This window comes from Stutzerimonas chloritidismutans (assembly GCF_051486945.1).
In the GTDB taxonomy this organism is placed as follows: Bacteria; Pseudomonadota; Gammaproteobacteria; order Pseudomonadales; family Pseudomonadaceae; genus Stutzerimonas; species Stutzerimonas chloritidismutans_B.
The window spans coordinates 92,572-115,731 of the sequence record NZ_JAHVDX010000005.1; the positions used below are offsets into that span (position 1 = coordinate 92,572).

Sequence of the window (23,160 nt, forward strand, 5' to 3'; positions counted from 1 at the left end):
GATGGTTTTTCTAGTGGTATTGCTGGTTCTGGTCATCGAAAAGCTCACCGACTGGCGCCGTGAGGTGCAGCAGGACGGCCCCTGGCTGCGTCTGCGCGAGCGCGTCGAAGCCCGCCGGGGGCTGAACGCTCGGCCCTGGGTCGGGCTGCTGGTGTTAATCCTCGGGCCCGTGCTGCTGCTTGGCGTCCTGCTGGCCATGCTGCAGCCCCTGGCCTATGGTTGGCTCGCATTGCCGCTGCATCTGCTGGTCATGCTGTACAGCCTCGGCCGCGGCGACTTCAAACGCGAGCTCGGGCCGTTTCGTGATGCTTGGCATCGTGGCGACGAAGAGGCGGCCGCGCTGGTGGCTGAGCGTGACCTTGGTCTCGTCACCGACGATGCCCCCAGCCTGCTGCGCAAAGTCGAGGCGCAGCTGCTCTGGCGTAGCCACCAGGGGTTCTTCGCGGTGATCTTCTGGTACCTGCTCCTGGGGCCTATGGCTGCGCTGGCCTATCGCTTGCTCGTGCTCAGTGTTGAGCATGTTCGCAACGAGGCCATGCGCGAGCGAGCCGGGCAGTTGCTGCATGCCTTCGACTGGCTGCCGGTGCGCGTGTTGCTGGCGAGCTTCGGTTTGGTAGGCAACTTCGTCGCCATGCACCGGGCGTTGCTCAGCGACCTGTTGCACTGGGATATCCCCGCCCGGCAGCTGCTTGCCGAAGCCGGGCCGGCGGCCGCGGATCTAGAATCGGCAGCCACCGGCGAAGCCGGTCTGGCGCGCCTCGATAGTCTGGCGGCCATGCTGGTGCGCACGCGTATGCTCTGGTACGCCGTTATCGCCGGCTGGACGCTGCTGGCCTGATCTGCCCTATAAATCCCCACTTCCGACCGTCCGATAAGCACGCTGGATAGGCCGGAATCGACGCGCCTTCTGCCAGTTGTGGCGCCATCATGGTGCCACTACCTTAAGTTGCGGTATCCAGGACCGATAGCCCTCGGGTCACCAAGGGCTCCCCTCGAGCCCGACCGCAGCCCGAGCGGCGCGCCAGAACAAGAACATGGGGAGAGCGTCCTTGAATATCCTGTTGCATCCCGCCATCGCTTTCATGAACCGGCTCAGCTTCGGCATGAAGTTCAGCCTGATCAGCGTGCTGTTCTTCGTGCCCATGCTGCTGACCAACTTTTATTTGGTGCGTGATTCATACCGCCAGTTCGTCGGCACTCGCACCGAGCTGCAGAGCCTGTCGCTGCTCGGTACGGCCATGCAGCTTCGCCGCGCCGCGCAGGACTGGAAAGACCTGGTCGAGATTGAAGCCATCATTGGCCAGACAGGCGAGGACCAGGCGCTGAAGGCGCGGCTGGACAAGGTTCAAGCCGAGCTGAGGGGGCAGGTCGAGGCGCTCGAGCCGGTCAGCGAGCACCCGGAGCAGGTAGCCGAGTTCATTGCCCGGCGTGACGAGCTTGCCACGGCGCTGGACGCGGCTAGCAGCCAGCAATCGCTGCAGGCCAAGGCCGCCATGGCACGGGCGCTACTTGGCAAGACACAGGTCATGATCAAGCTGATCGCCAGCCAGGCCGGCTTGAGCCAGGATGCTCACCGGGACGTGCGCTTGCTGACGGAGCTGATCAGCTCCGTCACGCCCGGGATCACTGCGATGCTCGGCGAGGGGCGTGCGGTGGGTGCCTACACGTTTGGGCAGGGCTATCTGAATTCGGACGCCAGCAACAAGCTCGACGACCTGTTGCTCGAGCTGGAAAAGCAGGACGTGCAATACGGCGCGCAACTGCAGGATGTACTCGGCAGCAGCGGTGCCGCCGCGCAGCGGCTCGACGGGTTGGCGCGTGCCAGCCGTGAGTCGCTGCAGTTGAGCAACGAGCTGTTCCAGGATCAGGTGATCATGGCCGAATCGCTCGACGGCCCGTGGGAAGCCTTTTTCGAGCAGGTCAGCGTGGAAATGGCCAAGACCCACGCGCTCAACGATGCCGTTCTGGCGTTGCTCGATGATGAGCTGACGCTGCGACTGGACGAGAAACAGCTGACCATGACCCTTTTGCTGGTCGCGTTGGCCCTGGTGTTCCTCCTCGTCGTGTACCTCTACAGCGCCTTCTACATGTCTACCCGCGCGTCGCTGCGCAGCCTCGGCGCGACGATGGAGCGTGTCGCTGCCGGTGACATGACGGCCCGCTTCGAGGTGCAGAGCCGCGACGAACTGGGCGAGTTGGGCCAGGTGTTCAACCAGACCGTGCAGCGGATACGCGAGCTGATCGAGCGGGTCGGCCAGACCGTAGGCGACGTCGAGCGCCAAGCCGCCAGCGTCGAGCGCATTTCGGCGCAGAGCAACCAAACCGTGTCCGAGCAGCGTGCGCAGATCGAGCAGGTCGCGACCGCCATGAACCAGATGTCAGCGACGGCGCAGGGCGTGGCCAGCAGCGCCGAGGCCGCTGTAGGCAGCGCGCAGGGCGTTGATCAGGAGACGGCCACCGGCCGCGGGCTGGTCGAGGCACAAGTCGGCGGCATCGAACGTCTGGCCGCCGAGATTGAACGCTCGGTCGGCGTGATCAACCAGCTGGCCGACGACAGCGCGGCGATCAGCCAGGTACTGGACGTCATCAAGGGCGTAGCCGAGCAGACCAACCTGCTGGCGCTCAATGCTGCGATCGAAGCAGCACGTGCGGGCGAGCAGGGCCGTGGGTTCGCCGTGGTCGCGGACGAAGTGCGCAACCTGGCCCGGCGCACCCGGCAATCCACTGAGGAAATCGAGCAGATGATTGCGCGCCTGCAAGGCGGCGTGGGCGCGGCTGTCAAGACGATGCATGCCAGCCACGCGTTGGCCGACCAGACGGTGGGCCAGTCCGGGCAGGTGCGTCAGGCGCTGGAGAACATCCTCGAGGCCGTCGGCACCATCGTCGACCAGAACCAGCAGATCGCAGCTGCCGCGGAGGAGCAGACCGCCGTGGCCCACGACATCGATCAAAACATCGTGGCGATCAACGAGGCGGGTCAGCTCACTGCGCAGGGTGCCAGTCATACCGAGCAGGCGAGCCGCGAACTCAGCGCGCTGGTTGGGCACCTGCAACAGCTGATCGGTGCGTTCCGCGTCTGACGCTGCGTCGGCCATTCATCAGGCGCCTGGAACGGCGCCGCACGCCTCCGGGTCTGCCGAACAGGCAGCAACCCGGGAGCCGTTCATGGCCAGTACCGCGAAAAAGACCGACCCTGCCCTGTGGGACGAGGTCAAGCAATCCGTCACCGCTGGCGACAAGGGCGGCAAGGCCGGCCAGTGGTCGGCGCGCAAGGCGCAGTACGCCGTGCAGGAGTACAAGAAGCGCGGCGGTGGTTACGAAGGCCGCAAGACCCCGGACAACCATCTGCGCGAGTGGACGCGGGAGGACTGGGGCACTGCGTCGGGCAAGCCCTCCGGCGAGACGGGCGAGCGCTACCTGCCCAAGCATGCGCGTGAGTCGTTGAGCGATAAGGAGTACGCCCGCACCACGCGCAAGAAACGCGCGGACTCACGACGTGGTCACCAACATTCGCCTCAGCCTGAGGACGTCGCCCGCAAGGCCGGCCGCGAGCGCGAACCGGCGCTCAGCGGGCTGAACAAGACCGAGCTGATGCGCCGCGCCGCCCAGCATGACATTCGCGGCCGCTCGACGATGAAGAAGGATGAACTGGTCGCGGCCCTGCAACGCGAGGGGGAACGATGAGCGCATCGAACGAGCAGGCCCACCGCGAAACCCGTGAGGAATTCCAGCGGGTCGTGAACATGACGCCCTCGGCGTTGCGCCGCTGGCTCGACAGTGACCAGAGCCGCAGCGTCGGCATGACAGCCGAGGGTGAGAAAGTCTCCTCGCCCTCCGATGGCGAGGCCGTGGGGCACCACATGGGCGAGCGCATCCTTGAGCTCAAGGGCATCCGCCAGGCTGATCTGTCCGAGGATGACTACCAGGCGATGCGCAAGGTCATCGGCTATGTGCATCGGCACCTGGCGCAGCGGCCCAGGGGTGAGGTGCGCGATAGCCGCTGGCGCCAATCCCTGATGAACTGGGGCCACGACCCGCTCGAAGACTGAGCCGCCTCTACGCCCAGCCGAACAACTCGCAACTGTTGCGATAGCTCGCTTCGGCCAGCTCTTCGGGGCTGATGCCGCGCAGTTCGGCCAGCTCGCGGCAGATGTCAGGCAGAAATTCCGGGCTATTGCGCTCGCCAGCGTGGCTGTGCGGCGTAATGTCCGGGGCGTCGGTTTCCAGCACGATGCTGTCGAGCGGCAGTTGTTTCAGGACGCGGTGCATGCGGTGCGCCTGCGGCCAGGTGCCGGCGCCGCCGAGGCCGAGCTTGTAGCCCAGCCGGATGTATTCCCGCGCTTCCTCCCAGCTGCCGCTAAAGGCGTGCGCGATGCCGGTGCGCTTGAGCTTGTGCCGCTTGAGCGTGGCGATCATCGCCGCATGGGCGCGACGCACATGGAGCAGCACCGGCAGTTCGAACGCGTCGGCCAGTTCGAGTTGCGCCTCGAGTAGCGCCTGCTGACGTTCCTTGGCCGGGTCTTCGATGTAGTAGTCCAACCCGATTTCGCCGATGGCGCAGAGCTTGTCGGTGCCGCGCAGGCGTTGCAGCCAGTCACGCAATTCGTCGATGTGCTCTGGCCGGTGGTCGTGCAGAAACACCGGATGCAGGCCGAGCGCGGCGTAGACGGCGGGCTCGTTGCACGCCATCTGCCAGACACGCTCCCAATTGGCCTGATGCACACCTAGCACCAGGATGCGCTCGACGCCGACCGCCTGGCAGCGCGCGATGACGGCCTGCCGGTCATGGTCGAACGGGTCGAAATCGAGGTGTGTGTGGGTGTCGATCAGGGGCACTGCAGGGTCTCCGGAGGTTCAAGGGCCTGAGCTCAAGGGGTCTGGTCTTCCTCGATCTGAATGTCGCTCACACCCAGTTCGGCCATGCGGCTGTGCTCGCTTTCTCGCTCTGGGATTTCCCAGGGTGCGTCGACAGCAGCGCGCGGTTCGGGCACATGATGCAGCAGGATTTCCAGCTCGGCCTGCTCCATGTTGGGTGCTTCGAACGAGCTGAGCGTCAGCGAGGTCGGGTTGCCGTTGATCAGGTAATGAATGCGGTAGCGTTTGAGTTCGGTCATGTCGGCTCTCGGATCGTCGGGCTGTGTAGCATCCGACCGCCAATTCCTGCTCAGGCTCCCGGTTTGTCTTGCTCCGAATCGAGCAAGGCGGCCTTGCGTGCGACGCCCCATCGGTAACCGGTTAGCGCCTGGTTCGCGCCCACCACCCGATGGCAGGGAACGAGCAGGCCGATCGGATTGCTGGCGCAGGCGCGGGCGACTGCGCGGGGATGGGTGCCGAGGCGCTCGGCCAGCTCACCGTAGCGCCGGGTTTCGCCCGGCGGAATGTCGCGCAGCGCCTGCCAGACACGCTGCTGAAAGGCACTGCCGCGAAGGTCGAGCGGCAGCCTGGCGGCGCGTTCGGGTTCTTCGAGCTGGGCGATTACCGCCTCAAGCCAGGCACCCAGGCCCTGATCGTCGCGGACCAGTTCGGCTGCCGCGAAGCGGGACCGCAGTTCTGCGAGCAATTCGCTGTCGTGATCACCAAACAGCAATGCGCAGATGCCGCGGGTACTCGCGGCGATCGCCAGCAACCCCAATGGACATGTGCCGATGGCGTAGCGCAGCACCTCGCCCGAGGCCATCCGCCGGCGTTGCGCCGGGCTCAGCGCGGCGCTGTGCTGATAGGCGCCGCGGGTGCTGCCGAAGCCGGCCTCTAGCGCGGCGTCGAGTACCGAGTCGGCGCCGGCCAAGCCGGCCTCCAGCCGTGCCTGCCGGCGGGCCGCTGACCACGCACGCGGCGTCATCCCGGTGCGCGCCTTGAAGGCCCGGGCCAGATGGGAAGGGGATAGGCCGATGCGCGCGGCCAGTTGCGCGAGCGGCAAGGCTCCGTCCTGTTCATCGAGCAGCCGGCAGGCCGCGACGACCAGCTCGTCCATTTGCTCGGCCGGGCTCTGCCCGTGCGGCGAACAACGTTTGCAGGGCCGGTAGCCAGCGGCTTCTGCCTCACGGGTGCCGGTAAAAAAGCTCACCCCGTCGCGGCGCGGTCGGCGCGCCGGGCAACTGGGGCGGCAGTAGATACGGGTCGAATGCACGGCAAAGACGAACTGCCCGTCGAACGTTTCGTCTCGGTCGCACAAGGCTTGCCAGCAGCGGTCCGGGTCGAACATGACGATGCTCCTGTGGTGGCTGAGCGGATTGTCCGCCCTGCGTGCGCTCACGCCAATCCGAAGCGCGCTTTCAAACTGCATGGGTGGCATGGTAGCCCGCCGACGATTGCCGTAACCTGCAGGCCTGCACAGGCAACGAAGGGTCCGTGAGCCGCTGATGAAAACGCCAAAACGACTCGAGCCGTTGGTCGAGGATGGGCTGATTGACGAAGTGCTTCGCCCGCTGATGAGCGGAAAGGAAGCGGCAGTCTATGTGGTGCGGTGCGGCGATGAGCTGCGATGCGCCAAGGTCTACAAGGAAGCCAACAACCGCAGCTTCCGCCAGGCCGTCAAATACCAGGAAGGCCGCAAAGTGCGCAGCAGCCGCGACGCGCGCGCCATGGCCAAAGGCACCAAGCACGGGCGCAAGGAGCGAGAAGAGCATTGGCAGAACGCTGAAGTCGCGGCCCTTTATCGCTTGGCTCAAGCTGGCGTGCGCGTGCCCAAGCCGTACGATTTCCTCGACGGTGTGCTTCTGATGGAAATGGTCAACGACGGGCACGGCGATGCTGCGCCGCGTCTCAACGACGTCGACCTGCACCCAGACGACGCACGCGAGTTCCACGCCTTCATGATCGGTGAGGTCGTGAAGATGCTCTGCGCGGGATTGGTGCATGGCGACCTGTCCGAATTCAACGTACTGCTCGACGAGCAAGGCCCGGTGATCATCGACCTGCCTCAGGCGGTGGATGCGGCCGGCAACAACCATGCGTTCGAGATGCTCGAGCGCGACGTCGGCAACATGGCTGCCTACTTCGGCCGCTTCGCGCCGGAGCTGCGGTACACGCGCTACGCCAAGGAAATGTGGGCGCTGTATGAAGAGGGCAAATTGACCCCCGAAACAGTGCTGACCGGCGAATTCGCCGAACCGGAGGACGTAGCCGATCTGGACGCCGTGATGCGCGAGATCAAGGCCGCCCTGGCTGAACAGGCGCGCAAGGAGGCGGCTCGGGATGCGGTCGATCAACCGGGGGACGAAGCGCCTGAGCCGCCGTGGATGAAGGGCTGAGCGGGGCCGATTCGCGGCGATTAGACCAGGGCGCTGCGGCGGTCCTGCGGCTTCGGCAAGGTCTTCGCCTGGCGCAGCGGCGTTCACCAGCAAGACAGTGACGCGCGAGGCGCGGCGTAACCTGTCGGTTCGGCTGACGAAGCGCCGCGCCTGCTCCACGGGTTTGGCGTTCAGCTAGCCGTGCAGGTTGTCTGGCAGGGCGGCGCCAATAGTCATCCCGTTGGCTTTGGCGCCAGGCGCGATTCGGACGGGCAGGCCGCTACTCCGGCGCGCCGGAAGCCGCCCTCTTGACCGGTCCATCCCCCTCGACTTGCCACCCGCCGCCCAGCGCCACGAACAACGCGACCTGTGCAGTCGCCAACGCAGTGCGGCCCTGCAAGGTCTGTTGCCGGGCCTGTAGCGAGCCACGCTGAGCGTCCAGCACCTCGTTGAGGTTGGCTTCGCCCAGCCGGTAGCTCTTCTGCGCCAGTGTGTAGGCCGCTTCGCGGTGTCGCAGCGTCGTGCGCAGCGCGTCCAGCCGGCGCTGTTGCCCGTCGATACGAACCAGCGAACGCTCGACCTCCTCCAGCGCCTCGGCCAGGGCCTGCTGAAAGTTGAGGTAAGCGCCTTCGCCCTCGACATCCGCGAGATCGATGGCTGCGCCGCGCCGACGGTAGTCAAGAAACGGCAGGCCGAAGGTCGCGCCGAGGCGGGCAAAATTCGATGCGCTGGAGATGGCGTCACCCAGCGCCAGGCCCGAGCGCCCCACTGCGGCCTGCACGGCGAGGGTGGGGAACAGATCTCGGCGCGCGGCGAGCGATTGCAATTGAGCGGCCTCAAGCTGCGCGGCTTCGGCGATCAGATCCGGCCGCCGTCGGAGCAGGTCCAGCGGCTGGCCCGACGGGATGGGACGCTCGGCCAGCGGGACCTGTGCTGTCGTGGCGAGCCCGCGCGCGGTGCTGCCGGGCGGTTCGGCCAGCAGGGTGTCCAATGCCAGGCGCGCCTCGGCGAGATTGATGTCCAGATCCTGGAGGTCGGCTTGCAACGACGCCCGTTCGGCGGCGCTGGCTTCCACGTCCAGACGGGTGACCTCACCGGCGTCGAACAGCCGGCTGGCGATACGCTCAAGCTCCTGGGCGAGTTCGATGCCTTCGACCAGCAAGGCACGCTGACCCTCCAGAGCGCGCAACTGGACGTAGCCCTGCGCGGCATTGGACGCGACCGCCAGCCGTGCGGCTATCGCCTGGGCTTGTGCGGACCTGATCTGCTGACGCGCACTGTCCGTTCGTGCCCGGGTGGCGCCAAAAATGTCCAGCTCCCAACTGGCCTGCAGCGCCAACTCCCAGTTGTCGAAGGTGATCCAGTCATCCTCCGGGATGAATTGCCCGATCGGGCTGTTCGGGTCCGGCTCGTTGTCGTTCTCGATCCACTGGCGGCTGGCCGATCCCGGCAGGTCGAGGGTCGGAAACAGGCCGGCGCGTGCCTGGCGAAGCTGTGCGCGTGCGCTGTCGACGCGCAACATGGCCTGGCGGATGTCACGGTTCTGCTCGAGTGCTTGGCGTACCACGCGCGTCAGGGCCGGATCCTCGAACTGCCGCCACCAGCTGGCAAGCGCTTCGGTATCGGCCGGTTGTTCGCGCACCGCATGAAACCAGGCATCAGGCACTTCGGGATCAGGGCGGTCGGGCACGCTGGAGCAAGCTGCCAGCATCAGCGCGAACACCCCGGCGAGCGGCTTGAGAGGCAGTCGGCCCGTCATCGGGTTTCCTCCGGTTTGACGCGCATGAACAGCAGGTACAGGCACGGCACCGCCAGTAGGGTGAGCAGGGTGGCGAAGCCCAGCCCGCCCATGATGGTCACGGCCATGTTGGCGAAAAAAGGATCGAACAGCAGCGGGACCATGCCCAGCACCGTGGTGCCGGCCGCCATCATCACCGGCCGCAGGCGCGAGGCCGAGGCTTCGATGATGGCGGTCAGGCGTGGCACTTCGTCGGCGATCTGCCGATCGATTTCATCCACCAGCACCACGGCATTCTTGATCAGCATGCCGGTCAGGCTGAGCAGACCGAGCAGGGCCATGAAGCCGAACGGCTGGCCCGTGACCAACAGCCCCACGGTAACGCCGCACAGCGCCATGGGGACGACCAGCCAAATCATTAGCGGTTGCCGCACCTTCGCAAACAGCAGCACGGTGACCAGGACCATCGCGAGGTAGGGCACGGCGAGGGTTGCGGCCAGCGCCGCCTGCGCATCGGAAGACTGCTCATGGTCGCCACCCCATTCCAGCGAGTAGCCCGGAGGCAGTTCGATGCCCTCGATCAATGGGCGAATCCGCTGAAAGGCTTCGTTGGTATTTTCGCCATCACGTGGCTCGGCGCGGATGGCGATGGTGCGCTCACGGCCGTGGCGGCGGATCACCGCATCCTCGGTGGTCACCTCGACGCCGTCGGCGACCTGCGCTAGCGGCACGTAGCGATTCGTGGCCGGGCTCCAGATCCGGCGCTGCATCAGGTCGCCAGGCTCGGCGCGATCCTCCTCACTGGCGCGCAGCAGGATCGGAATCAGCTCATCGCGCTCGCGATACACGCTGACACGCTGCCCCTCGCTGGCCACTGCCAGGGCGCGCGCGACCGCCTGGCGTGTCAGTCCGGCATCGGCCAGGCGATCCAGGTCCAGCTTGGGCCGCAGCACCGGCACGGGTGCTCGCCAATCGTCACGGATGTTGAAGACGTGGCCCTGTTCGTGAAGCAGGCGTTGCCCTTCGGCCGAGAGGGCGCGCAGCTGATTGAGGTCTGGCCCGCTGATTCGCGCTTCCAGCTTGGCTTCGGCGTTGGGGCCGAACATGAATTGCGCAGCGCTGACGTCTGCCGAGGGATAGCGGGTCGGCAGCGTCTGGTTGACCTCCCGCACCAGGTCCGCGATCACGCCCGGTTCTTTGGTGCGCACCAGGAAATGCATCAGCGACGGGTTCGGCTGCTCTGGCGCGTAGGTGAGCATGAAGCGAGAGGCACCGGCACCCACGAATGTCGACACGTCCGTCACGCCTTCGAGGCCGTGCAGGTAGCTCTCGACGTCTTCGGCCGTGCGGCTGGTGTCGCGGATATGGGTGCCCTGCGGAAGGAACAGGTTGACGTAGAAGATCGGCGTGCTGGACGGTGGGAAGAAGCTCTGCGGCACCCGGCCGAAGCCCAGCACACTGAGCACCGTGAAGATCACCAGCACCGCGACGGTCAGCCAGGGGCGCGCCAGCACCCGGCCGGCGATGCGCCGGTAATGGTCATAGATCGGACCGCTGTAGGCGTCGTCGGCGCTGTCCTCTTCGCGCTGCCCGTCGTCCTTGCGTTCAAGCAGATAATGGCCGAACAGCGGCACGACCAGCAGCGCCAGCAACCAGCTCAGCAGCAGCGAGGTGGCAATGACGAAGAACAGCGAAAACAGGAATTCGCCAGTGGTGTCCTGTGACAGCCCGATACCGGCGAAGGCGAGTATGCCGATGATGGTGGCGCCCAGCAGCGACCACTGCGTCTGCTGCAGCGTCTTGCGCGAGGCGTCGAGAATGCTGCGGCCGCGCTGTTTCTCGATCAGCATGCCGTCGCAGACCACTACCGCGTTGTCCACCAGCATGCCCATGGCGATGATCAGCGCACCGAGCGAAATGCGTTCGAGCTCGATACCGGCGAGCCACATGATCAGCAAGGTGCCGAGCACTGTGAGAAAAAGCACCGCGCCAATGATGATCCCGGCGCGCAGGCCCATCGCCACGCACAGCACGCCTACCACGATGGCGACCGAGAGAAAGACGTTCAGTGCAAAGCTGTTGACCGACTCGTCGACGATGCTGTGCTGCTGGTACAGCGGGTGCAGTTCCGCCCCGAGCGGCATGCGCGGCTGCATCGAAGCCAGCTGTGCCTCGACGCTCTTGCCGACTTCGACGATGTTGCTGCCCGACACGCCGCTGATACCCAGCGTCAGCGCTGGCGCGCCATTGTGCCGGATGAGCTGGCGCGGCCGCTCGGCGTAATCCCGGCGAATGTCTGCGATAGAGCCGAGGTCGACGCTCGACTGCCCTTGGCCCACGGGCAGAGCGCGCAATGCATCGAGCGAATCGAATGCGCCGGTCGGGCGGATGGTCACGAAATATTCGCCGGCACGCACGCCGCCAGCATCGACGGCCGCGTCGGCATCGCCCAACGCCGCGATGAACTCCTCGGGTGAGAGCCGCAAGGCTGCAAGCCTAGCCTGGTCAACCTCCACCAGAATGCGTTCCTCGCGCACACCGGCGATTTCCACCTGGCCAACACCATTGGCGGTGATCAGGCCTCGACGCAAGTCCTTCGCAACGTCGTGCAGCTCCTGCATCGTCAGGCCGTCGCCGGTCAGCGCAAAGAAGATGCCGTAAACATCACCGAAGTCGTCATTGACCAGCGGAGGGTCGATACCTGGCGGCAGCTCTTGTTGAGCGTCGCTGACCTTGTTGCGCAACTTGTCCCAGATCTGGTCCAGCTCGTCGCCGGCATAACTATCCTGAATCTCGACGCGGATCTCGGCCTGGCCGATCATCGAGCGCGAGCGGATTTCCTTGACCTCGGCCAGCTCCTGGATTGCCGTTTCCAGTGGCTCGGTCACCTCCTGCTCAACCTCAAGTGCGGTCGCGCCGGGATACTGAACCGTGACGATGGCTTCCTTGATGGTGAACTCTGGATCTTCGAGCCGCCCCATTTCGAAGTAGGCGAGCACGCCTCCTACCAGGCAGATGAGCACCAGCAGCCAGATATTGACCGGTTTGCAAATAGCGTAGCGAGCTAGATCCATCGGTTCAGTTCCGCCGCTCGGCCTTGACGGGCTGATCCTCGGACAGCTTGCTGCCGCCGGCGACGATTACCTCGAGGTCATGTTCCAGCTCGCCGCTGATGATCGCCTGGTCGCTCTCGATGCGCTCAAGCCGGACGTCGCGCCGGTGCGCATGGCCATCCTTTGCTACCCAGATGAAATGGCGATCGTTAGGCGCCGTTTGCACGGCCGTGAGTGGCACATGGAAACGCGGCGGCCCGTCAGGTTCGGGCGCAACAGGGCGTTGCAGCCTGACGCGCATCGCCATACCGGGCAGCAGGTTGTAGTCGGCTGGCGGCTGGCCGCGCAGGACGAGCCGATAGGTCCGCGAGCCCTCACGGGGCTGGGTGCTGTGTTCCTTGTAGCGCAGCGGCAGTGTCACGTCGGCGATCACCAGTTCGCCTTCGGCTTCCAGCGCCTCGTTCAGTGGAATGCTCAGCGCCGCAGTTTCCGGAAGGTCGACACCTACCTCGATGTGCTGATTGTTCTGCAGTTCGATGATCGGCGTGCCGGTGCTGACCACCATGTCAGGCTCGGCCAGGCGCCGCGCGACGACGCCGTCGAAGGGGGCGGTCAGCGTCGTATGGCCGACGTCGCGCTGGGCACTGTCGCGGGCCACGCGCGCTGCCACTACGTTGGCCTGCAACGGTTCGATTGCAGCGGGTGCAAGAATGCCTTCGGCCAGCAGGGCGCGCTTGCGGGTCAGGTCCGCTTCGAGCTGGCGCAGCCGTGCAGTGGCTTCGCGCAGTTGCAGTTCGTAGTCGGTGCGATCGAGCTGTGCCAACGGCTGGCCGGCCTCGACCCGCGTGCCCTCGTCCACGAGGATGCGTTCGATACGCCCGGCAACCTGGAACGCCAGTTGCGTGGTGGTCACGCTTTCCACCACGCCGGGGAAGCGCAACGCCTCAGGTGCAGGGTCTACGGGTTTTAGCGGCTCGACGATAGCGATGCGCGGCGGAACTTCGGCAGGCTCTTCGTCTTCCGAACAGCCACTGAGCACCAAGGGCGCACAGGCCAGCGCAAGCCAGCACAGGGGATGTAGAAGGCTTCTGGGCTGTAGCGATGGCATCCGGACTCCTGCGCTGACTGAGCGGGCTCGATACCGGGCCGAGCCGGTACGACAGACTTAGTAGAGCGCCGGTCTAGCCCGGGAGTTCGCGGCGAATACGCATGACCGGCTGGTCAGTGCTGCCTGCGGCAAATCGACGGCACTTGGCGGTGGGTGGTTTGGGCGTATCATGGCCCGGCGTAACCCAGTCAGTGCCGGAGAGAGTCGCTATGCAAGGTCAGCCACAAGTCATCGAATATTTGAAAGAACTGCTGCGCGGGGAGTTGGCTGCTCGAGACCAATATTTCCTGCACTCACGCATGTACGCTGACTGGGGATTCACCAAGCTGTACGAGCGGATCAACCACGAGATGGAAGAGGAAACCGAGCACGCCGACGCCCTGCTCAAGCGCATCCTGTTCCTTGAAGGCACCCCGGACATGACGCCCGAACCGATGCATCCAGGCCATACGGTGCCCGATATGCTGCGCAGCGACCTGGCATTGGAATACAAGGTGCGCGAAGCCCTGGCCAAGGGCATCACCCTGGCGGAGCAGCACGGCGACTACCAGACGCGTGAAATTCTGGAACTTCAATTGCTGGATACCGAAGAAGACCACGCTTATTGGCTGGAACAGCAACTGGCGATGATCGACCGCATCGGCCTGCAGAATTACCTGCAATCCCAGGCAAGCTAACCAGATACAAAAAGGCCAGGCGCGATGCCTGGCCTTCATGGTTTCGGCGACAGCAATCAGATCCGGAAACGGCTCACCATTGCCTGCAGCTGAGTACCCAGGCGTGCAAGCTCAACGCTTGATGCAGCGGTTTCCTCGCTGGCTGCCGCGGCCTGCTCAGACAGATCCCGCACATTCACCACGCTTCGGCTGATTTCTTCGGCAACTGCGCTCTGCTCTTCAGCAGCCGTGGCGATCTGCTGATTCATAGCCTGGATGTTCGATACCGTGCTGGTGATGCGCGCCAACGATGTGCCGGCGCGGCGAGTCAATTCGACACTGCTTTCTGTGAGGTTGCGGCTGTTCCGCATGATTGCCGAGACCTGCTGAGTCCCGCCCTGCAAGGCACTGATCAGCCCTTCGATCTCCTCGGTGGATTTCTGCGTGCGCTGAGCCAGCCCGCGGACTTCGTCTGCGACCACGGCAAATCCGCGACCAGCTTCGCCAGCACGGGCTGCCTCGATGGCGGCGTTGAGCGCCAGCAGATTGGTCTGTTCAGCCACTGCCCGGATCACATTCATCACGCTGCCAATCTTGTCGCTGTCGCTTTGCAGAACTGTCATCGCGTCGGAAGAACGGACCACTTCGCCCGCCATGCGCTCGATCTGCGCGACCACTTCAGCGACGACGCGATCACCTTCGCGTGCTTCCTCATCTGCTTCAGTCGCGGCTTGCGCGGCCTGCTCGGCGTTGCGCGCCACTTCTTGAACAGTAGCCGACATCTCGTGCATCGCGGTGGCGACCTGGTCGGTTTCTTCTTTCTGGCTATTCACACCCGCGCTGGTCTGCGTGGTGACCGCCGAAAGCTCCTCGGCTGCACTGCTGATCTGGCTGACGCCGTCCCGGATGCCGCCAATCAATTCGCGCAGCGTAGTGCCCATCTGCTGGATGCCTTGCTGCAGAACGCCCAACTCGTCGCGTCGAGTGATCTTGGCTGCTGCGGTCAGGTCGCCGGAGGCGATGCGATCCACATCGGCCATGGTGGTGCGCAGCGGAAGTATGATCTGACGGGTGATCAGCCAGGCCGCAAGGATGCCAAGCAGCAACGCCAGGGCGGTGCTGATGACCAGACGATTGCGCGCTTCGCCACTTTCGATCTCCATGCGATCCAGCTGGAACTGGTATAGCTCGTCGCTGATACGCACGATTTCCTTTTGCTGGTCGGTCATCTCCTGGCGCGTCCTGGCAATCGCCTGGGTGGCGGTGACCAGCGCTTCGATAGCCGTGCGGTATTGACCCAGCTCCGTGCGGATCTGGTTGACGGTATCGCGGTTGCCTGCATCGAGCAGGTTGCCGTATTGGCCGAGCGTCGCCACGGCAGCATCGAGCTGGCTGTAGACGGCTTTTATGTTTTCCGGGCTGGCGGAGGCCAGGTAGATGCGCAGCAAGTACTGGGCCTGCTTTATCTCTTCACGGATACGTGTGATGGCCTGGAACTGCTCAAAGCGGCTCTCGTCGTATTCGGACAGCTGCAAGACGCGGCCATTGATAGCGCTCGTCAGCTCGCTCAGCTTTAACACGGCGGCGTCGATGGTCTGCTGCGCGTTGTTGGCGACGCCATAGGCCGCCCGCATGCCGCCAAGCGAGTGCTGATATTGCTTGTTGTAATCGGCCTGCTCCTTGAGCATGGCGACGTTGATAGGGTTCTTGAAGGTGCCGAGCAGCTTGGTCTGCTGGTCCAGATAGATGCCCAAATTCTTCTCTAGGCGCTCGGTCGACTCGGTATCGCCGTTGGCGAGCATGAACTGCAGGCGCGCAATGCGCAGCCCTGTCAGCGTGTTGTTCAGATGAGATATCTCGGTCATCCAGCCGCTGCGCTGGATAACGCTGCCAAGGCTGCCCCAGCCGTTCCAGGCGAGGATCAGGGTCAGTACCAGAACAGCGCCAAAGCCCAAGGACAGCTTGCGGCTGACGCCAATGTTGCCAAACCAGTTGTTCATTCAGATACCACTTGAAAAGGACGATCGTGAGGGCTGAGACGGTCCGTCGTCAGCTAGAAGCGCCGAGCTATCGGCGGCGACATCATCGTTTTTAATGCGCTAATAATATGGCGCCATAAACACGACGGATGATTGAAGGCTTTACGACGCGGGGCCCGAGGTTTCGAGTCACAGAAAAACCCGCCGAAACGGGTTTTTCAGACAATGGGTAGCTGAATACCTGTCAGTTGCTGATCGGAGCTAGCTGAAGTCGTTCGCTGGTTATGGCTCGAACCTGCGCGGTCAATGCCGCATCGTCATTCAGCGATTGATCGTAGGCCGGGAAAATATTCATCAGCTTCGTCTGCCATTGCGGTGACGAAACCTGTTCTTTGAAGTTGGCTTTCAGCAGCTTCAGCATGATCGGGGCGGCAGTGGACGCACCTGGTGAGGCGCCCAGCAGCGCGGCGATGGAACCGTCCGCCGAACTAACGATTTCAGTGCCGAACTGCAGCACGCCGCCTTTCTCCGGGTCGTTCTTGATGATCTGGACGCGCTGCCCCGCAGTGATCAGCTCCCAATCCGTGGCATCGGCCTCGGGAAAGTATTCCTTCAGTTCTGCGATGCGGTCTTCCTGGCTCAGCATCAACTGGCCGATCAGATACTGGCTCAGATCGAGATTATCCAGGCCGGCCTGCACCATCGGCAGCGCGTTATCGGTGCTCATGGAGCCGGGTAGATCCATCAATGAGCCGTTCTTCAGGAACTTACTCGAGAAAGTGGCGAAGGGTCCGAACAGCAACACTTTTTCACCGTCGATGACGCGGGTGTCCAGATGCGGAACCGACATCGGCGGCGAGCCGACCGAGGCCAGGCCGTACACCTTGGCCTGATGCTGCGCGACGACGTCCTGGTTGCGGGTCATCAGAAACTGACCGCCCACCGGGAAGCCGGCGTAGCCCTTCGCTTCAGGAATGTCGGCCATCTGCAGCAATTTGAGAGCGCCGCCGCCTGCACCGATAAAGACGAAACGCGCCTTGACGCTGGTCGTCGCTTCGCCGTCAGCAAGATTGGTCGAGACCACTGTCCAGGTTCCGTCCTCGTTGCGCGTGATGTCACGCACTTCATGCTCCAGCTGCAGCTTGACCTGCTTGCTCTCGCCTAGCGCTGCGAACAACTGACGGGTGATCTCACCAAAGTTGACGTCGGTCCCGATGGGCATACGGGTCGCCGCTACAGCCTGGCTCTCGCTGCGGCCGTTCATGATCAGCGGCGCCCATTCGCCGATCTGCTGGGGTTGTTCGGAATATTCCATGCCCTGGAACAGGGGGCTTTGTTGCAGCGCGGCGTGGCGCTTGCGCAGGAACTCAATGTTGTCATCGCCCCAGACGAAGCTCATGTGCGGGACTGCGTTAATGAACCGACGCGGCTCCTGGAGCACGCCGCGCTCGACTTGGTGCGCCCAGAACTGCTTGGAGATTTCGAAAGACTCGGCAATGGCCACCGCCTTGCTGATGTCGATGCTGCCGTCGGCTTTCTCTGGTGTGTAGTTCAGCTCGCAAAAGGCCGAGTGGCCGGTACCTGCGTTGTTCCAGGCATTGGAGCTTTCGTCAGCAACGTTGGGCAGGCGCTCATGGACTTCGATGGTCCAGTTCGGCTCCAGCTCGTGCAAGTAGGCCGCAAGGGTTGCGCTCATGATGCCGCCGCCGATCATCAGGACGTCGACGGTTTTTTCTGGTTCGTTTGGCTTGGAGCAGGCCATCAGTGCGAAGCACATGAAAGCCAGGGTCAGTTTTTTCATCGGTGGTTCTGTTTGCCTGGTAAGGGTTTTTACGGATACGCGTCAGTCGCCCGATGAGCCGCGTGACCACGGCAAGCGGGAGCATCGATTCATACGAGCAAAATGTGCGTAGGGGAGGCCTGAGGCCAGAGTGCAAGGCGGCTGAGCCGTTACCGAACTTAAGCGCGGCGTAAGGTCAGAGGCACAAGCGTTGCCACCGCCATTGCGAGGGGCGCGGAGTTTATTAGGGAGCTAAGCATAGGGCAATGGCAATCGCTCAGCTTCATTGATGGCAGCCGGTCTCAAAGCTGCAAGTGATCGCTATTTCGGGCCGGAGCGCAAACAGCAGCCGGATTCCAGATCCTTGAGAATCGGGCAGTCCGGGCGGTCGTCGCCGTGGCAGCTGTCGACCAGCTCCTGCAGGGTGTCGCGCAAACCGATCAACTCGGTGATTTTGCGGTTCAATTCCTCGATGTGCGTGCCGGCCAGCGCCTTTACATCGGCGCTTGCGCGGTGACGGTCCTGCCAGAGGGTGAGCAGCCTGCTGACCTCGTCCAACGAGAAGCCCATGTCGCGTGAGCGCTTGATGAAGGCGAGCCGGTGCAGGTCTTCTTCGCCGTAGTGGCGGTAGCCGTTGGCGCTGCGCCCGGCGGGTGAGATGAGGTCGATCGATTCGTAGTAGCGAATCATCTTCGCGGACAGCCCGCTTTTTTTTGCGGCTTGGCCAATGTTCATGCCGGCTCCCATCTAGCTGTTGCCTGTTTGCACGTCAGCGGCTTGCCTTGGTTTTTCCGGTTCGTCTTGTGGTTTCCAGCGCTTGAGCAGCAGCGCGTTGCTGACCACGCTAACGCTCGACAGTGCCATGGCCGCCCCGGCCACTACGGGGCTCAGAAAACCGAGGGCCGCAAGCGGAATGCCCACCAGATTGTAGATAAAAGCCCAGAACAGGTTCTGCTGGATCTTGCGATAGGTGCGGCGGCTGATTTCCAGCGCCGCCGGCACCAGGCGTGGATCGCCACGCATCAGGGTAATGCCCGCTGCATGCATCGCCACGTCGGTGCCGCCGCCCATGGCAATACCGACGTCCGCCGCAGCCAATGCGGGCGCATCATTGATACCGTCGCCGACCATGGCGACCACCGCGCCGCCTTTCTTCAGGTCGGCAACCGTGGCGGCCTTGTCTGCGGGCAGCACCTCGGCGTGCACGCTGTCGATGTGCAGCGCTTCGGCGACAACCCGCGCGCTGCCGCGGTTGTCGCCGGTGATCAGGTGGCTGCGGATCTGGCGCGCATTCAGGCGAGCCACGGCATCCGACGCGCCCTCTTTGAGCGTATCCCCGAAGGCGATCAGCCCGAGCACGCGCGGTTGCGGCGCCGTTTCGATCAGCCATGACAGGGTGCGGCCTTCAGCCTCCCATTCACGTGCGCGGTCCGCCACGTCGCCCGGCTCTAGCCCGTTGTCTTCGAGCAGGCGGCGATTACCCAGCGCTAGCGCGTGTCCATCGACCTCGCCGGCAATGCCGCGACCGGTCAACGACTGACTGCGCGTCACCTCCGGTGGCATCAGGCCATGCTCGTCGCAGCGCGCCAGCACCGCGCGGGCCAAAGGATGTTCGCTGCCGCGTTGCAACGCGCCGGCCTGTCGCAGCAGCGTTGATTCGTCGCCATCGATTGCGTGCAGGTGGACGATACGTGGCGTGCCCGAGGTGAGGGTGCCCGTCTTGTCGAAAGCTACAGCCGTGACAGCGTGAGCAACTTCCAGAGCCTCGGCGTCCTTGATCAGGATGCCGTACCGCGCCGCGACGCCGGTGCCGGCCATGATCGCCGCGGGTGTCGCCAAGCCCAGCGCGCAGGGGCAAGCGATGACCAGCACCGCGACCGCGTTGATCAGCGCGACGTCTACCGCTGCCCCGGCCAGCAGCCAGCCGATCAACGTCAGCACGGCGATGACGAGCACCGCCGGGACGAAGACCTGGCTGACCTTGTCCACCAGCTTTTGGATCGGCGCCTTGGCCGCCTGCGCGTCCTCGACCAGGCGGATGATGCGCGCCAGTACCGTCTCACCGCCGAGCGCCGTGGTGCGCACCAGCATGCGTCCCTCGCCGTTGATCGCACCGCCGGTGACCGGGTCGCCGGGCGCCTTGGGGACCGGCAGGCTTTCACCACTGATCAGCGCTTCGTCGGCCTGGCTTTCGCCTTCGACCACCTCGCCATCGACCGGAATTCGCTCGCCCGGCTTGACCAGCACCAGGTCGCCCAGGCGCAGCGAGGAGAGGGCGACCGTTTCTTCGCGGCCTTCGATCACGCGCACGGCGCGGTCCGGGCGGAGCGCCTCGAGCGCGCGGATGGCGGCGCTGGTCTGGCGCTTGGCGCGGCTCTCCAGGTACTTGCCGAGCAGGACCAGCGCGATGACCACGGCCGAGGCTTCGAAATACAGGTGCGGCATCTGCCCGGCCGGCGCCGCCCACCATTGGTAGAGGCTCAGGCCGTAGCCGGCACTGGTGCCAATCGCCACCAGCAGATCCATGTTCCCGGCGCCGGCCCGTACCGCCTTCCAGCCAGCCACGTAGAAGCGTGCGCCCAGAATGAATTGCACAGGCGTGGCGAGCAGGAACTGCACCCAGGGCGGCAGCATCCAGTGCAGGCCCAGCAAGTCGCCAAACATCGGTACGACCAGCGGTGCCGCCAGGAGCAGCGCAGCGATCACCGCCAACCGCTCGCGTCGCATGCGCTGCTCGTTGTCCGGCACCGCCGTCGGCTGCGCGTCGTCCAGTGCGTGCGCTTTGTAGCCAGCCGCTTCGACGGCCTGGAGCAGCACCGCCGGTTCCACGGTGCTCAATACCTCGACCCGGGCTCGCTCACTGGCGAGGTTCACCGCTGCGCTCCGCACGCCGGGCACCTTGAGCAGGGCGCGCTCGGCTCGGCCGACGCAGCTGGCGCAGGTCATCCCCTCGATGGCCAGTTCCAAGCTCTGCACCGGCACGCCGTAGCCGGCCTTTTCCACAGCTTGGATGAGGCTGGCCAGGTCGGCTTCGTGCGATTCGACCCTCACCTGTTCGGCGGCGAGGTTGACCACTGCGCCACCGACGCCGGGCATCTTGAGCAGCGCCCGTTCCACACGGCCGGCGCAGCTGGCGCAGGTCATGCCGGTAATGGGCAAGGTATAGGAGGTGCCGGACATGAAGGGATCTCCGAATGGCCTGTCGTCGGTGATGATCAACCTTTACCTCGTGGCAAGGTCAAGTCCAGCAGCGGATTGCCGCAGGGCGAGGGTTGACCTTGCTGCTGTGGCAAGCTTCAGCCTGTAGCGAATCATCGAGACGGAGGCTTCACCATGCGGACATTCCAAGTAACCGGTATGACTTGTGCTCATTGCGAGCGTGCCGTGACCCAGGCGATCCAGGCGCGGGAGCCTGGTGCGGTGGTACGCGTGGATCTTGAGCGAGGCCAAGTCGAGGTGCAGGGCGAGTTGAGCGATCAGGCCATTCGTGAAGCCATCGAGGCGGAGGGGTATCAGCTCGGTTGACCAGCGGCGGCCGTTGCGGCCGCCGTTGGCATCGACGTGATCAGGCCGGGGCGGGAGCGGTCTCCAGATCGTCCCAGTCCCGTACGAGACCGCGGAATACCGGGTCGACGAGGGCAGCGGCATCGGTCTGCGGATCGAACAGGGTTTGGTCGCGGGTCCAGTCGCTGAACAGGCCGACGATCAGCGCATGGATGGTTCGCGCGGCCAGGCGCGGCGTTACACCGGGGCGCAAGGTGCTGCCGGCGCATTCCAGAAGCTTTTCGCACAGTTCGATGAACTGGTTGATGAACGCGTGATGGCGCTCTTCGGCCTCGCGCAGCTCTTCGGTGAATTCGCATCGGTGCAGCAGAATGGTCATCACGCGGCGTTTTTGTTCGTCGCGGCCCAGGGAGCCGATGCCTTCAAGGCACAAGTCGCGCAGCGCCTTGAGCGGCTGCTGCTGGGTGCAACTGCAGAGGCGCTCGGCCATCTGCTCTGGCGGCAGGCGGACCTGGTTGAGCATTTCGTGAAACAGATGGGCCTTGTTCTGGAAATGCCAGTACACGGCGCCACGCGTGACACCGGCGTCACGCGCAATCTGATCGAGGCTGGTGTGCGCCACTCCCTTGTCGAGGAACAGCCGCTCGGCTGATTCGAGCAGCGCTACACGGGTTTTTTCGGCGTCTTCTTTGGTTCTTCGCATGTCTGGATATGGCAGCTCGAAGCTGAGTCAAAAGGCCCTGACGGGCGGGCAGCGCGGAGTTCATCCCTCAACTTCTGCAACTTTGCTTGTTTACAATCGTCTTTGTATGTAACAGCATCCGGGCTTTCCTGTAAACGTTCGATCCGTCGCCGCGACGCCCACTCGCCGCGGAATCGGTCCTTTTTTCGCTTCGCGAGTCGTTCCCCAATGCCCCTTCCGATCCTTTTGATGCTGGGCGCGCTCAGCGCCTTCGGCCCGTTGGCCATCGATTTCTACCTGCCGGCCTTTCCGGCGATGGCGCGCGCTTTTGCCACGGATGTGGAGCACGTGCAACTGTCGCTCGCGGCGTACTTCGTCGGGCTTGCGCTCGGCCAGCTGGTCTATGGGCCATTGGCCGATCGATACGGCCGGCGCTGGCCCTTGTTGGTCGGGGTCTCGCTGTTCACGCTGGCCTCGCTCGCCTGTGCGTTCGCGCCTTCGCTGGACTGGTTGATCGGCGCGCGTTTCGTCCAGGCGCTGGGCGGTTGCGCGGGTATCGTGGTGACGCGCGCCGTGGTGCGGGACAGTTGCGATCCGGTGCAAGGGGCGAAGGTCTTTTCGCAGTTGATGCTGGTGATGGGCCTGGCACCGATCCTCGCGCCCCTGGCTGGCGGCGTATTGATGAATGCCTTTGGCTGGCAGGCGATCTTCGTCTCGCTGACGATCTTCAGCGCGCTATGCGGCATTGCGGTCGCGCTGCGCTTGCCGGAAACGCTGCCGGCCGATGCGCCCAAGCTGCCGCTCGGCGGTACGCTCGGGCGTTATCTCGCCCTGTTCCGTGACCGTGAGTTCATCGCCTATGCACTGGCTGGCGGCGTGGCGATGGCTGGAATGTTTGGCTATATCGCCGGCTCGCCGTTCGTCTTCATCGAACTCTATGGAGTGCCCGCTGAACATTACGGTTGGCTGTTCGGCAGTAATGCGGCGGGGTTCATCGTTGTTTCGCAGATCAATGCGCGCTTGTTGCGCCTGCGCGGGCCAGGCTTCTGGCTGCGCCGCTTCGTCTGGTTCTATTTCGCGTGCGGCGCGATTCTGCTGGCTATCGCGCTGAGCCGGCCAGATGCGCTCTGGCCGCTGTTGATTCCCCTGTTCGCCGGCTTGGCGAGCCTTGGCAGCATTCTGCCCAACGCAACGGCATGCGCCATGGCGAGGCAGGGTCGCCAAGCCGGGTTGGCGTCGGCCCTGATGGGCAGTTTGCAGTTCTGCGTGGCGTCGCTGGCATCGGCATCGGTGGGCTGGCTGCACGACGGTAGCGCGGTGCCGATGGCGCTGGTGATCACCGTTTGCTCGCTGTTGGCGGCCTGTCTGGCCTGGTACTCAGGCCAGCACAGTTTCGCCCGGGAAGATGCCGAGGCTGCCCCTCGCTAGGGA

The 23,160-nt window shown here is 64.3% G+C and carries 19 protein-coding genes; 8 read left to right on the forward strand and 11 right to left on the reverse strand.

Annotated features, from left to right (window positions below; all coding sequences use genetic code 11):
• Position 1 precedes the first annotated feature (1 nt).
• The 4 genes from ampE (at position 2) to KXR72_RS18675 (ending at position 4,049) form a co-directional block, all read left to right on the forward strand.
• The gene (gene ampE / locus KXR72_RS18660) at positions 2-838 is read left to right on the forward strand and encodes a regulatory signaling modulator protein AmpE (protein WP_437422591.1); all 837 of its coding nucleotides are present in this window, start codon (positions 2-4) and stop codon (positions 836-838) included.
• 211 nt (positions 839-1,049) lie between these two features.
• Positions 1,050-3,080, forward strand: coding sequence for a methyl-accepting chemotaxis protein (locus KXR72_RS18665; RefSeq protein ID WP_437422592.1), 2,031 nt, complete (start codon positions 1,050-1,052; stop codon positions 3,078-3,080).
• An 85-nt stretch (positions 3,081-3,165) separates the two neighbouring features.
• The gene (locus tag KXR72_RS18670; RefSeq protein ID WP_437422593.1) at positions 3,166-3,684 is read left to right on the forward strand and encodes a hypothetical protein; all 519 of its coding nucleotides are present in this window, start codon (positions 3,166-3,168) and stop codon (positions 3,682-3,684) included.
• Entirely contained in the window at positions 3,681-4,049 is a 369-nt protein-coding gene (locus KXR72_RS18675) for a DUF3140 domain-containing protein (protein ID WP_437422594.1), read from the forward strand. Before KXR72_RS18670 ends, KXR72_RS18675 begins: the two co-directional genes overlap by 4 nt.
• A gap of 7 nt (positions 4,050-4,056) precedes the next feature.
• On the opposite strand, the gene KXR72_RS18680 is transcribed toward KXR72_RS18675, so the two are convergent.
• The 3 genes from KXR72_RS18680 to ada are packed head-to-tail and all read right to left on the reverse strand — an operon-like array spanning position 4,057 to position 6,202.
• The gene (locus tag KXR72_RS18680) at positions 4,057-4,836 is read right to left on the reverse strand and encodes a TatD family hydrolase (RefSeq protein ID WP_437422595.1); all 780 of its coding nucleotides are present in this window, start codon (positions 4,834-4,836) and stop codon (positions 4,057-4,059) included.
• Between the two features lie 32 nt (positions 4,837-4,868).
• Positions 4,869-5,114 (reverse strand): hypothetical protein, encoded by a 246-nt coding sequence (locus KXR72_RS18685; RefSeq protein ID WP_437422596.1) that lies wholly within the window; start codon positions 5,112-5,114, stop codon positions 4,869-4,871.
• Between the two features lie 50 nt (positions 5,115-5,164).
• A complete protein-coding gene (ada, locus tag KXR72_RS18690) occupies positions 5,165-6,202 on the reverse strand; it encodes a bifunctional DNA-binding transcriptional regulator/O6-methylguanine-DNA methyltransferase Ada (RefSeq protein WP_437422597.1) in 1,038 nt (345 codons plus the stop codon).
• A gap of 157 nt (positions 6,203-6,359) precedes the next feature.
• Here ada and KXR72_RS18695 point away from each other — a divergent pair, with 157 nt between their 5' ends.
• Entirely contained in the window at positions 6,360-7,250 is an 891-nt protein-coding gene (locus KXR72_RS18695) for a PA4780 family RIO1-like protein kinase (RefSeq protein ID WP_437422598.1), read from the forward strand.
• 259 nt (positions 7,251-7,509) lie between these two features.
• On the opposite strand, the gene KXR72_RS18700 is transcribed toward KXR72_RS18695, so the two are convergent.
• The 3 genes from KXR72_RS18700 to KXR72_RS18710 are packed head-to-tail and all read right to left on the reverse strand — an operon-like array spanning position 7,510 to position 13,128.
• Positions 7,510-8,988 carry an efflux transporter outer membrane subunit gene (locus KXR72_RS18700; protein WP_437422599.1) on the reverse strand — a complete coding sequence of 493 codons (1,479 nt, stop codon included), beginning with the start codon at positions 8,986-8,988 and terminating at the stop codon, positions 7,510-7,512.
• Positions 8,985-12,041 (reverse strand): efflux RND transporter permease subunit, encoded by a 3,057-nt coding sequence (locus KXR72_RS18705; RefSeq protein WP_437422600.1) that lies wholly within the window; start codon positions 12,039-12,041, stop codon positions 8,985-8,987. Before KXR72_RS18705 ends, KXR72_RS18700 begins: the two co-directional genes overlap by 4 nt.
• A gap of 4 nt (positions 12,042-12,045) precedes the next feature.
• Entirely contained in the window at positions 12,046-13,128 is a 1,083-nt protein-coding gene (locus KXR72_RS18710; RefSeq protein WP_437422601.1) for an efflux RND transporter periplasmic adaptor subunit, read from the reverse strand.
• A gap of 209 nt (positions 13,129-13,337) precedes the next feature.
• Here KXR72_RS18710 and bfr point away from each other — a divergent pair, with 209 nt between their 5' ends.
• A complete protein-coding gene (bfr, locus tag KXR72_RS18715) occupies positions 13,338-13,805 on the forward strand; it encodes a bacterioferritin (protein WP_437422602.1) in 468 nt (155 codons plus the stop codon).
• A 56-nt stretch (positions 13,806-13,861) separates the two neighbouring features.
• Here bfr and KXR72_RS18720 read toward each other — a convergent pair whose 3' ends face one another.
• The 4 genes from KXR72_RS18720 to KXR72_RS18735 all read right to left on the reverse strand — a co-directional run bounded on the left by KXR72_RS18720 (position 13,862) and on the right by KXR72_RS18735 (position 20,723).
• Positions 13,862-15,784 (reverse strand): methyl-accepting chemotaxis protein, encoded by a 1,923-nt coding sequence (locus KXR72_RS18720; RefSeq protein WP_437422603.1) that lies wholly within the window; start codon positions 15,782-15,784, stop codon positions 13,862-13,864.
• Positions 15,785-16,007: 223 nt separating this feature from the next.
• Positions 16,008-17,564, reverse strand: a complete 1,557-nt coding sequence (mqo, locus tag KXR72_RS18725) for a malate dehydrogenase (quinone) (protein ID WP_437422604.1) — start codon at positions 17,562-17,564, stop codon at positions 16,008-16,010.
• 300 nt (positions 17,565-17,864) lie between these two features.
• Positions 17,865-18,278, reverse strand: coding sequence for a Cu(I)-responsive transcriptional regulator (gene cueR, locus KXR72_RS18730; protein WP_437422605.1), 414 nt, complete (start codon positions 18,276-18,278; stop codon positions 17,865-17,867).
• A gap of 12 nt (positions 18,279-18,290) precedes the next feature.
• Positions 18,291-20,723: a heavy metal translocating P-type ATPase gene (locus tag KXR72_RS18735; protein ID WP_437422606.1), complete on the reverse strand. Its 2,433-nt coding sequence runs from the start codon at positions 20,721-20,723 to the stop codon at positions 18,291-18,293.
• Positions 20,724-20,876: 153 nt separating this feature from the next.
• On the opposite strand from KXR72_RS18735, the gene KXR72_RS18740 reads away from it, so the two are divergent.
• Positions 20,877-21,068, forward strand: a complete 192-nt coding sequence (locus KXR72_RS18740; protein ID WP_437422607.1) for a heavy-metal-associated domain-containing protein — start codon at positions 20,877-20,879, stop codon at positions 21,066-21,068.
• 40 nt (positions 21,069-21,108) lie between these two features.
• Here the strand turns inward: KXR72_RS18740 and KXR72_RS18745 are convergent, their stop codons facing one another.
• Positions 21,109-21,750: a TetR family transcriptional regulator gene (locus KXR72_RS18745; protein WP_437422608.1), complete on the reverse strand. Its 642-nt coding sequence runs from the start codon at positions 21,748-21,750 to the stop codon at positions 21,109-21,111.
• 207 nt (positions 21,751-21,957) lie between these two features.
• Here KXR72_RS18745 and KXR72_RS18750 point away from each other — a divergent pair, with 207 nt between their 5' ends.
• Positions 21,958-23,157, forward strand: coding sequence for a multidrug effflux MFS transporter (locus KXR72_RS18750; RefSeq protein WP_437422609.1), 1,200 nt, complete (start codon positions 21,958-21,960; stop codon positions 23,155-23,157).
• The last annotated feature ends 3 nt before the right edge of the window (positions 23,158-23,160 follow it).

What these genes read in the sequence shown, in the direction of transcription:
- KXR72_RS18695 (WP_437422598.1), top strand. Translation starts at nt 6,360, where the DNA reads ATGAAAACGCCAAAACGACTCGAGCCGTTGGTCGAGGATGGGCTGATT.
- KXR72_RS18685 (WP_437422596.1), bottom strand. Translation starts at nt 5,114, where the DNA reads ATGACCGAACTCAAACGCTACCGCATTCATTACCTGATCAACGGCAAC.
- KXR72_RS18705 (WP_437422600.1), bottom strand. Translation starts at nt 12,041, where the DNA reads ATGGATCTAGCTCGCTACGCTATTTGCAAACCGGTCAATATCTGGCTG.
- KXR72_RS18675 (WP_437422594.1), top strand. Translation starts at nt 3,681, where the DNA reads ATGAGCGCATCGAACGAGCAGGCCCACCGCGAAACCCGTGAGGAATTC.
- KXR72_RS18710 (WP_437422601.1), bottom strand. Translation starts at nt 13,128, where the DNA reads ATGCCATCGCTACAGCCCAGAAGCCTTCTACATCCCCTGTGCTGGCTT.
- KXR72_RS18750 (WP_437422609.1), top strand. Translation starts at nt 21,958, where the DNA reads ATGCCCCTTCCGATCCTTTTGATGCTGGGCGCGCTCAGCGCCTTCGGC.
- KXR72_RS18735 (WP_437422606.1), bottom strand. Translation starts at nt 20,723, where the DNA reads ATGTCCGGCACCTCCTATACCTTGCCCATTACCGGCATGACCTGCGCC.
- KXR72_RS18740 (WP_437422607.1), top strand. Translation starts at nt 20,877, where the DNA reads ATGCGGACATTCCAAGTAACCGGTATGACTTGTGCTCATTGCGAGCGT.
- KXR72_RS18745 (WP_437422608.1), bottom strand. Translation starts at nt 21,750, where the DNA reads ATGCGAAGAACCAAAGAAGACGCCGAAAAAACCCGTGTAGCGCTGCTC.
- ada (WP_437422597.1), bottom strand. Translation starts at nt 6,202, where the DNA reads ATGTTCGACCCGGACCGCTGCTGGCAAGCCTTGTGCGACCGAGACGAA.
- KXR72_RS18670 (WP_437422593.1), top strand. Translation starts at nt 3,166, where the DNA reads ATGGCCAGTACCGCGAAAAAGACCGACCCTGCCCTGTGGGACGAGGTC.
- mqo (WP_437422604.1), bottom strand. Translation starts at nt 17,564, where the DNA reads ATGAAAAAACTGACCCTGGCTTTCATGTGCTTCGCACTGATGGCCTGC.
- ampE (WP_437422591.1), top strand. Translation starts at nt 2, where the DNA reads ATGGTTTTTCTAGTGGTATTGCTGGTTCTGGTCATCGAAAAGCTCACC.
- KXR72_RS18720 (WP_437422603.1), bottom strand. Translation starts at nt 15,784, where the DNA reads ATGAACAACTGGTTTGGCAACATTGGCGTCAGCCGCAAGCTGTCCTTG.
- bfr (WP_437422602.1), top strand. Translation starts at nt 13,338, where the DNA reads ATGCAAGGTCAGCCACAAGTCATCGAATATTTGAAAGAACTGCTGCGC.
- KXR72_RS18700 (WP_437422599.1), bottom strand. Translation starts at nt 8,988, where the DNA reads ATGACGGGCCGACTGCCTCTCAAGCCGCTCGCCGGGGTGTTCGCGCTG.
- cueR (WP_437422605.1), bottom strand. Translation starts at nt 18,278, where the DNA reads ATGAACATTGGCCAAGCCGCAAAAAAAAGCGGGCTGTCCGCGAAGATG.